This is a genomic window from Parvibaculum sp., from assembly GCF_040882025.1.
Lineage (GTDB): Bacteria > Pseudomonadota > Alphaproteobacteria > Parvibaculales > Parvibaculaceae > Parvibaculum.
This window is the reverse complement of sequence record NZ_JBBECC010000048.1, coordinates 1-6,247: the sequence shown is the minus strand read 5'-3', so window position 1 is coordinate 6,247 and position 6,247 is coordinate 1. Positions and strand designations below refer to the sequence as shown.

The 6,247-nt window shown below is 63.0% G+C and carries 6 protein-coding genes; 1 reads left to right on the top strand and 5 read right to left on the bottom strand.

Translation table 11 applies throughout. The features are described 5' to 3' along the window. Nucleotides 1-161 precede the first annotated feature (161 nt). Nucleotides 162-812: a pyridoxamine 5'-phosphate oxidase family protein gene (locus WEB61_RS03070; protein WP_368062857.1), complete on the bottom strand. Its 651-nt coding sequence runs from the start codon at nucleotides 810-812 to the stop codon at nucleotides 162-164. A 187-nt stretch (nucleotides 813-999) separates the two neighbouring features. Here WEB61_RS03070 and WEB61_RS03065 point away from each other — a divergent pair, with 187 nt between their 5' ends. Then, a complete protein-coding gene (locus WEB61_RS03065; RefSeq protein ID WP_368062856.1) occupies nucleotides 1,000-2,124 on the top strand; it encodes a beta-ketoacyl-ACP synthase III in 1,125 nt (374 codons plus the stop codon). Nucleotides 2,125-2,132: 8 nt separating this feature from the next. Here WEB61_RS03065 and WEB61_RS03060 read toward each other — a convergent pair whose 3' ends face one another. The 4 genes from WEB61_RS03060 to WEB61_RS03045 form a co-directional block, all read right to left on the bottom strand. Beyond that, a complete protein-coding gene (locus tag WEB61_RS03060; protein WP_368062855.1) occupies nucleotides 2,133-2,504 on the bottom strand; it encodes a hypothetical protein in 372 nt (123 codons plus the stop codon). Nucleotides 2,505-2,526: 22 nt separating this feature from the next. Further along, nucleotides 2,527-3,387 (bottom strand): universal stress protein, encoded by an 861-nt coding sequence (locus tag WEB61_RS03055; protein WP_368062854.1) that lies wholly within the window; start codon nucleotides 3,385-3,387, stop codon nucleotides 2,527-2,529. A 3-nt stretch (nucleotides 3,388-3,390) separates the two neighbouring features. Next, on the bottom strand, nucleotides 3,391-4,254 hold the full coding sequence (locus tag WEB61_RS03050; protein WP_368062853.1) for a hypothetical protein: 864 nt from the start codon (nucleotides 4,252-4,254) through the stop codon (nucleotides 3,391-3,393). Next, a partial coding sequence (locus tag WEB61_RS03045) for a Lon protease family protein (RefSeq protein WP_368062852.1) occupies nucleotides 4,251-6,247 on the bottom strand: 1,997 nt, incomplete at its 5' end. The genes WEB61_RS03045 and WEB61_RS03050, both read right to left, overlap by 4 nt.

Genomic DNA, 6,247 nt, shown 5'->3' with positions numbered 1-6,247 from the left:
ATGGCGAGCTGCGCGTCGAGCAGGGCGGACAGGTCAGCGGCGAAATTCAGGCCGACGATGCCAAGCAGGGATCGCGGCCGACATCGAAGGCTGCTGAAAGCACCGAGACCAAGAGCGAGACGAATACCAACCAGCGCTCGGCTTCGGGCGTCTGAAGGATATCAGGGCACCAGCCATTCCATGACCGGCGCATCCGCCGGCCAGCGGATACGTGCGCGGCGATGGCCCGTGCGGCTCAACACCACGAGATCGGCTTCGTCAAATCCGAAACGGATCAGCGCGAAATTGACCCGACCTTCCTCCAGTTTGTCGATTGAGGGAATGAGCCCCTCGATTTCGGCCGGCAGGCCGGAGGTGGGCGCATCGCTCGGCGAGCCCGGGGCGGCGACCGCCAGATAGGCGCGCCGGCTCGGCAGGCCGGCCGCCGCCCATGCGTCGGCGGCAGCCGCGCCGGTGAGCGGAACCGCGCGGCCCGCCAGCCGCAACTGCACATCGCGGCGCGGATCGTAGAAGAGCATCGAAGCACGGGGCTCCCTCTTCAGTTCCGCCACCTTGGTCGAACGGGCATCGGTGAAAAGCTCGAGAACACGGGCTTTCCGGTCGAAATTGCGCAAAATGACCGTTCTGAGCGCCGGCGCGCCGTTGACCGAGACGGTTGCCAGCGCCGGTTTACGCAGGGGCGAGAGCGCATCCCCCGCCCCTTCCTCCAGCAGCGCGAATGCCAGCACGGCTGTATCCTGAAGGGTCAACGCGCGCAGCGCTTCGCCCTCGAAGGGTGCCGGCCCGCTGCCCGGGCCCGTATCGTTAGTCATATTGCGCTCCAATCCGTTCAATCGGCCGCGCGACAGTGGAAACGCCGGCTAGCCTGTTCTAATTTAGCCTGGCGGCGGCCTGGGGAACGCCGCATGCTTCTTCAGGGCACTCTTCCTTATCGACCCTCACGACAAGAAACATTCAGGGACGCGCCGGCAAGGCGGATCAAGAAGAATCGGGTGAACATTGACCAAAGTCGTCATTAGCGGGACGGGCGTCTTCACGCCATCCCAATCCGTCAGCAACGCTGAACTCGTCGACACTTTCAACACCTATGTGCGCCGCCAGAACGAGGCGAACGCCGCGGCGATCGCGCGCGGCGAAATGGAGCCTCTCGCGGAATCGAGCGTCGAGTTTATCGTCAAGGCGTCGGGCATCGAAGCGCGCTATGTGATGGACAAGAGCGGCATCGTCGACCCGGAAATCATGGCGCCGCGCCTCCGGCAGCGCTCCAACGACGAGCCATCGATCCTTGCCGAAATGGCGGTCGATGCCGCGCACAAGGCAATGAAGCGCGCCAACAAAACCGCCGCCGACATCGACGCGGTGATCGTCGCCTGTTCGAATCTCGAACGTCCCTACCCGGCCATTGCGGTCGAAGTTCAGGAGCTGCTCGGCGTCGAAGGCTTCGGCTTCGACATGAACGTCGCCTGTTCGTCGGCGACCTTCGGCATCCAGGCCGCCTACGACATGCTGCGTTCGGGTTCGGTCGACTGCGTGCTGATCGTCGATCCGGAAATCTGTTCGGGCCACCTGAACTTCCGCGATCGCGACAGCCATTTCATTTTCGGCGATGTCTGCACCGCCATTGTCCTCGAGCGCGAGGAAACCTGTACGGCCAAGGGCGCGTGGGAAGTTCTCGGCACGCGGCTGCTGACGAAATTCTCCAACAACATCCGCAATAATTTCGGCTTCCTCAATCGCGCGACGCCCGAAGGCGTCGGCGCGAGAGACAAGCTCTTCGTTCAGGAAGGCCGCAAGGTGTTCAAGGAAGTGGTGCCGATGGTTTCAGCCCTCATTCTGGAACACATGGCCGATGCGGGGCTCGATCCGAAAGACCTGAAGCGCATGTGGCTGCACCAGGCCAACAAGAGCATGAACGACATGATCGGCCGCAAGGTGCTGGGCCGCGATCCCGAACCCGGCGAGCAGCCCAACATCCTGCAGGAATATGCCAATACCAGCTCTGCCGGGTCGATCATCGCTTTCAGCAAATTCAACGAAGACCTGAAACCCGACGATCTCGGATTGATATGCAGCTTCGGCGCCGGCTATTCGGCCGGCAACGTGCTGGTGCGCAAGCGCACCTGACCAAGCCTTCAGCCTTTCAGTGGCTCCACCGTGACGATGCGGAAGGTCTGCATCTCGCCATCCTGTTCGGCGACGGAGAGATATTCGCCCGATTTAAACTCGTGACGGTCGAGCTTGAAGAAGGGTTCGTCGGCCTCCGGCGTTGAGGCGTCGTAGTCGATCGCCCAGCCGCGGCCGATATGGCGCAGCAGGCCCTTCTGATCGGGTTCACCCTGCCAGAAGCGACGCACGCTGCATTCTTTTGCATGTACTTTCCATGCCACCGGATCAAGTTTCATCTCGCCGTCGAGCGGTACGACGAGATCGTAGCCATGCGCCGCGGAGCCGTTGGGGAATTCCTCGTTGCGGGCGAGGGTCATGTGGACATGATAGAGGGTCATGAAAAGTTCCGTTTCTGGTTATTCAATGCGCCATCAGCACAGGAATGGTGGCGTGAGACCTGATGTGCTGCGTCACGCCGCCAATGATGAATTCGAGCAGGCGGCTGTGGCTGTAACCGCCCATGACGAGAAGATCGGTTTGCGCTTTCTCGGCCGTTTCGAGCAGCACCTCACCCGCCGCGCGGCCATGCGCATCAACCAGATGCAAGTCTGCAACGACGCCGTGGAGCGCCAGGTAGTCGGCCAGCGTCGACCCAGGACCCGGATCCAGTTCCTTGCCGCCGATACAGAGAATGGTGACCTTGCGCGCCCGTTCGAGAAACGGAATGGCGGCGGTGACGGCGCGGGCGGCTTCCGCGCTTTCGTCCCAGGCAATAGCGGTGGCGCCACCGACCGGCGCCCATGATTTTTTCGGTGCGATCAGTACCGGCCGTCCGGCGCTCATCATCGCGGCTTCGAGCGCCGTGCCGCCCGCAATGCCCGTCGCGCTTTCGCCGAAGACGATCAGATCGGAGAGGCGGCTGTGCGCGGCAACAACCTCGTCGCGGCGCCCTGTGACGTCGAGAAAACGGACCGAGGGCAAGGTCGGTTCAGCGCCCTTGCCGACTATTGGAAAGCCGGCCGCCGTCGCTGCCCCGGTCAATGTCCGCAGAACGCGGGCCGAGGCCTCGTCGGCGCCTTCACGCGCCGCCTGCAGCAGATCCTCGATCACCTGGCCCGACACGCCATCGCCCAGATAGGGCAAGGCTTCGGTCGGATCGGGCCGCGCGAAAAGCGCCACGATCTGCGCGCCGAAGTCTCCAGCAACGGAAAGCGCCGTGCCGAGCACCTCATCGTCCGACGGCCGGCCGGCGAGAGGCACAAGAATTTTTTTCACGGACATGGATCAGTCTCCCTTTACCGCTGGTGAAGACGCCGGGCGCGGCTCACGCTCGGCACCGAGAAGAAGGATCGGGCAGCCGGCTGCAGACGAAAGATGTGCTGCATCCTCATCGTCGCCGAGCCAGCCGGCATTGACGATCAACAAACCGATGCCGGCCGCCTTTGCCATCGCAGCTATATCGGCTGGATTGCGGCCTTTGGCGTCGAGGCGGCGAAACGGCGCGCCGATGCGTGCGGCAAGCGTTTCGGCGAAAGCCGTGCAGCTCTCGCCACGGCTCGAACCTTCATCCACCGATGCGACGCCGCGGCCGGCAACGCCCGGCGGCAGGGCGGCGGTTGCAAATGCCCCCTTCAAGCCAATACCGCGCGCCACCAGCAGGACATCGGCATGCGCATCGAGCGTCGCCGCGCGCACGGTGCGGCCCACTTCGCCCGAAGGCGCCGATGCGGAGCGGATGACAAGCGTGTCGTCGGCACCAGCGTTCGCCGCGATCGAAGACAGCGGCCGACCGCGCTTCACATCGAAACTCCAGTCGACATGCGCCTCGGCGGCGACCCGGGCGAGCACGCGGCGCGCGCTTTCGGCCTGGGCGCGCATCGCGCGAAGCATTCGCTCCGGATCGAGCTCACGCACCTCGCCGGAAAATGAAACCTCACGTGCAAAGGGCAGACCGGAAAGAGCCAACAGGTTCTCGTCCTCGACAAAAATTCCCTTCAGGCGCGCATCCATCGACGCCGCCAGCCGGGCGGCCAATGACAATGCCTCGCGCGTCAAGAAAGAAGTGTCGAGCCCGATGACGATGCGCGTCACCGTAGCATCTTCAGTCTGCGCCGCTTGGGGCTGCCGTTTGTCGCGGGCGGCCATCATGCACCCTTCCTGCCATTGTCGTCGGATCGCTGGGCGAAACGGCGCTGGTTGTCGGCGAAGGCCGCCAGGCGATCTTCAGTGCGCGCGTAGATCGTGCCCGGCGGAAACCTGCCGTCAGGCCCGCGAATGCCCGCAGGGGCGCCCATCAGCAACTCGACGCCCTCTTCGACATGCTCGACAGGATAGATCGCAAACATGCCCCGTTCCACCGCGTCGACAACGTCCTGCCGCACCATCAGATGCTTTACATTGGCGGATGGGATCAGGACACCCTGTTCGCCGGTCAGGCCGCGGCGCATACATATATCGAAAAAGCCCTCGATCTTGTCGTTGACGCCGCCGATGGCCTGCACTTCGCCCAGCTGATTGACCGAACCTGTGACGGCCAGACCTTGCGCAATCGGCGCCTCGGCCAGCGCCGAGATCAGCGCATAAAGCTCGGCGGAGGAGGCGCTGTCGCCGTCGACACCGCCATAGGATTGTTCGAAAACGACACTGGCGCTCATCGACAATGGGATTTCGGGCAGAAACTGGCCGGAGAGATAGCCCGAAAGGATCAGCACGCCCTTGGTGTGGATCGGACCACCCAGCGCCACTTCGCGCTCGATATCCATGACACGCGCGCTGCCGAGGCCCATCCGCACGCGCGCCGTGATGCGGCTTGGACGGCCAAAGGAAACACTGCCCATGGAAAGCACCGAAAGACCGTTGACCTGGCCGATGCGCTCACCCTCGGTGTCGATCATCACGATGTCGCGCGTAATCATTTCGAGGCTGCGCTCACGCAGGCGGTCGGCGCGGCCGATCTGCGCATCGACAGCACTGTCGATGTGCGCGGCCGACACCGTAATCGAGCCTTCGCTGCGGGCAATATGATCGGCCTCACGCAACAGATCGACGATGGGGCGCAGGATGGTCGTCAGTTTCTCGGCGTCTTCGGCCATGCGCGCCGAGCGCTCGATGACGCGGCCGACGCCGCCGCGATCGAGCGGAAGCAGATTTTCCTCTCGGCAAAAACCAGCGAGCAATCGTGCATAGAGGAGCTCGTTTTCCGGCTCACGGTCGATCTCGTCCTCGAAATCCGCGGCGACCTTGAACAGTTCGCCAAAATCCGGATCGAGATTGCTCAGCATATAATAAAGGTAGCGGTCGCCGAGCAGAACAATCTTGATATCGAGCGGGATCGGGTCGGGTTCCAGCGTCACCGTGCTGATGAGACTCAGATATTCGCCCGCGCTTTCGATCACGACCTTGCGGCGACGAATGGCGCGCTTCAACGCCTCCCATGCCAGCGGCTCGCGCAACAGCTTCAAGGCATCAATCAACAGATAGCCACCATTGGCGCGGTGCAGCGAGCCCGACTTGATCAGCATAAAGTCGGTGACCAGCGCCCCCATTTGCGGCATATGTTCGACGCGACCGAGCAGATTGGCCATGGTCGGATGATCTTCGTAAAGGATCGGCGCACCGCCGCCGATGTAACCCCCGGCATCGGCGAGATCCTGCGCCTTCAACGTAGCTGAACCGTGTTGACGGGCACTCTCGCTGTTTTCGACGACGATGTTGACGTCGTAGCGCCGGAACGGGTTTGCCGCCGGGAAGCCTGCGCCCTGCCCTTGCGCCAGCGCCTGCATGACCTGCATCGCCTGAGGCGATTGGGCCGATGCATCGGCACCCGCAAACAGACCTATATTCTCGATCAGGTCGGCTTTCACCGCGTCGAGCCAGTTCTTGACCGGCATCACGCCATCGAAAAAGGCGTGCAACTCGCGCATCACGCGCTCCACTTCGCGCTCGGCCACCTCACGATTGAGCGACTGGATGCGCTGACGATGTTCCTTCTGCCAGCCGGGGATGTGTTCTATAGTTTCGGCGAGTTCCTTCTGCAGGCCCTGGATGACACCCTCGATGCGCTTACGCTCTTCCTCCGGACGCTGGTTGAACTCTTCGGGCTTCAGCACATTGCCGTCATGCACCGGCGCCAGCGCAAAGC

What these genes read in the sequence shown, in the direction of transcription:
- WEB61_RS03070 (WP_368062857.1), bottom strand. Translation starts at nt 812, where the DNA reads ATGACTAACGATACGGGCCCGGGCAGCGGGCCGGCACCCTTCGAGGGC.
- WEB61_RS03050 (WP_368062853.1), bottom strand. Translation starts at nt 4,254, where the DNA reads ATGATGGCCGCCCGCGACAAACGGCAGCCCCAAGCGGCGCAGACTGAA.
- WEB61_RS03060 (WP_368062855.1), bottom strand. Translation starts at nt 2,504, where the DNA reads ATGACCCTCTATCATGTCCACATGACCCTCGCCCGCAACGAGGAATTC.
- WEB61_RS03055 (WP_368062854.1), bottom strand. Translation starts at nt 3,387, where the DNA reads ATGTCCGTGAAAAAAATTCTTGTGCCTCTCGCCGGCCGGCCGTCGGAC.